Origin of the sequence: Paenibacillus periandrae (genome assembly GCF_022458865.1) — a bacterium.
GTDB classification, from domain to species: Bacteria; Bacillota; Bacilli; order Paenibacillales; family NBRC-103111; genus Paenibacillus_S; species Paenibacillus_S periandrae.
The window spans coordinates 1-2270 of sequence record NZ_JAJNMU010000073.1 but is presented as its reverse complement, the minus strand read 5'-3'; the positions used below and the strand labels follow the sequence as shown (position 1 = coordinate 2270).

The following is a 2270-nucleotide window of genomic DNA, read 5'->3' as shown; positions in this document are numbered from 1 at the left end:
AAAAATCCGTACCCCAAACGGGGTATCTTTGGTCCGATCACACTACCTGGCGCGCAGCGAGCCTAGCGAACAGCCCTTCCTGCCGAAGCAGTTCCTCGTAGCTGCCCTGCTGGACGATCCGCCCATTATCCATCACGATGATCCGATCGGCGTGAATAATAGTACTGAGCCGATGAGCGATGACAATTCTCGTGCTGCTTAAGGAGCGCAGCATCGTTGTAATCTTCTCCTGCGATGTTTGATCCAGCGCGCTGGTCGCCTCGTCGAGCAGGATGATCCTAGGTTTGTGCACGATAGAGCGGGCGATCAGGATGCGCTGCCTCTGCCCGCCGGACAAGCTTCCCCCGCCTTCCGGAAGGACGGTGTGCATGCCCATGGGAAGCTGTCCGATCTCCTCGTCCAGACCTACCAGCTGCGCCGCATGCCAAGCGTCCTCCACGGTGTATTCGCTGCTCTGCCCGATAATATTTTGCGCGATATCCCCTGCCCACAAGCGGCCGTTCTGCAGCACTACGCCGCAGCGCCGCCTGACCGATCGAAGGTCCAGCCCGCTCAAATCCCTGTCGTCAAAATAGACGGCGCCCTGCTCCGGCTTCTCGAAGCCCAAGATCAGGCGCAGCAGCGAGGATTTGCCGCTGCCGGAGGCGCCGACGACCGCCACATACTCTCCCGGCTTGATCCACAATGAAACGTTGTCGAGGATCGGCGGTCCGCTCAGGTCATAACGAAAGGTAATCTTGCTCAACTCGATGCCGCCCTGCAAGTCTCCGGGGTCCTCCCGCCTTACCTCCGTCTCCGGCTGCTGCTGCATGAGCGGCTTGACCCGCTCGTACAGCGGTTTCAACTCCAGGAGCGGCAGCGACGAAGCGCAGAAGGCGATGAACGAACCGATCAAGGTCCCGTATGCGGCATGAAAGGCGGCGAAAGCGCCCGGATTCATTTTGATATTGAAAGCTGTCATCATCGCAAACAGCGTGAGGCTCGACAGGAGCGGATAGAAGCTGTTCACCACAGCCAATCGGTTGCCCGCCTCGCGAAGCCGGTACATATAAGCGCGTTGCACACTGAACGCGCGGCTCCAAAGGTTGAAGGCGCGCCGCTCCGCGGCAGCCACCCGCAGCTTGGGCATGTTGACGAGAAGCTGCACAAGCAACCCGCCTACCCGGCCTTCCTGCTCCGTTTTCCGCCTCGTGTGCTTCGCCGCCTGAAAGCTCAGCAAAGCAAACAGCGCCGCATAAAGGGCAGTCAATATAACCGCCAGTCCGGCCAACCGGGGCTCATACCCGAACAGCAGGCCAAACTGCAGGATGGAAAAAAGCGCAATGGACATCCCCGAGACGAGCCAGCCGGATATGAGATGAAAGATCGCGCCTACGCCGCCGATCCGGCTGGCCAAATCCCCGACATTGTAGTCGCGGAAGAAGCCAACCGGCATATTCAGCAGACGATCCCAGACCGCGCTTTGCAGGGAAGCGCCCCATGTCCCGAACAACCGAAGCCAGGCCATGGACTGGGTAACCCGGAAGCCAAAGCCGGCAAAAGCCAGGCAAATCAGCAGCGTCATCATCTGAAACAGCTGATCCGCATCTGCGGCAGGGATGATTTTGTCGATGATAAGTCCGGTCGCCGCCGGCAAACCGAGACCAAGCAGACCGAGGCTAAGCCCGGACGCAAGCCCCCAGACCATCTCCTTCCTCGCTCGGGGGGTGAGCAGGAATCGGACGATATCCCCGGGCGCCAGGGAATGGTAAGGCAAGGGGCGGTACAACTCGTAGGCAAACGGACGCAGCTGCGCGACCAACTGCTCCGTTACGGAGATCGGGGCCTCCCCGGCCTCGCTGCTCAACTCGTAGGCGCTCTCGCCCGCCGGCAGCAGCGCCGCCGGGCGGCCGTCGGCATGAAATGCCAGCAGCGGTCCGTTGTCTTCCCTCCACCACCCCGCACGCAGCGCCACCTTGCGGCAGCGAATGCCGCTCTCGCGAAACAAGTCTTCCGCCTTGCCGCCGGGTTCCCAGCGTTTCGGCAAGGTCAGCTCGATTCCGAGAAAGGTGCAAACCAGACGGACGCAATAGACCAAGGGATCGCGCCGCTCCGCGAAATACTCCAGCTCCCGGAAGGCGTTCTTGTCGGCAACGGCCGAGAAGCGGCTGACCGCTTCCTCCACATTGCGCTCATCCTGCTCCAAGCGCTGGGCCACTCTGGCCTGTTCGTCCCGCTGTGCCCGGCGCAGCTGATGGAGCCGCTTGTATACGAGCAAACGGTGAAACAAA

1 protein-coding gene is annotated in these 2270 nt (G+C 61.1%); it reads right to left on the bottom strand.

What is annotated here, in order from left to right:
- Positions 1-37: 37 nt before the first annotated feature.
- Positions 38-2185 carry an NHLP bacteriocin export ABC transporter permease/ATPase subunit gene (locus LRL21_RS44495; protein ID WP_240422169.1) on the bottom strand — a complete coding sequence of 716 codons (2148 nt, stop codon included), beginning with the start codon at positions 2183-2185 and terminating at the stop codon, positions 38-40.
- Positions 2186-2270 lie beyond the last annotated feature (85 nt).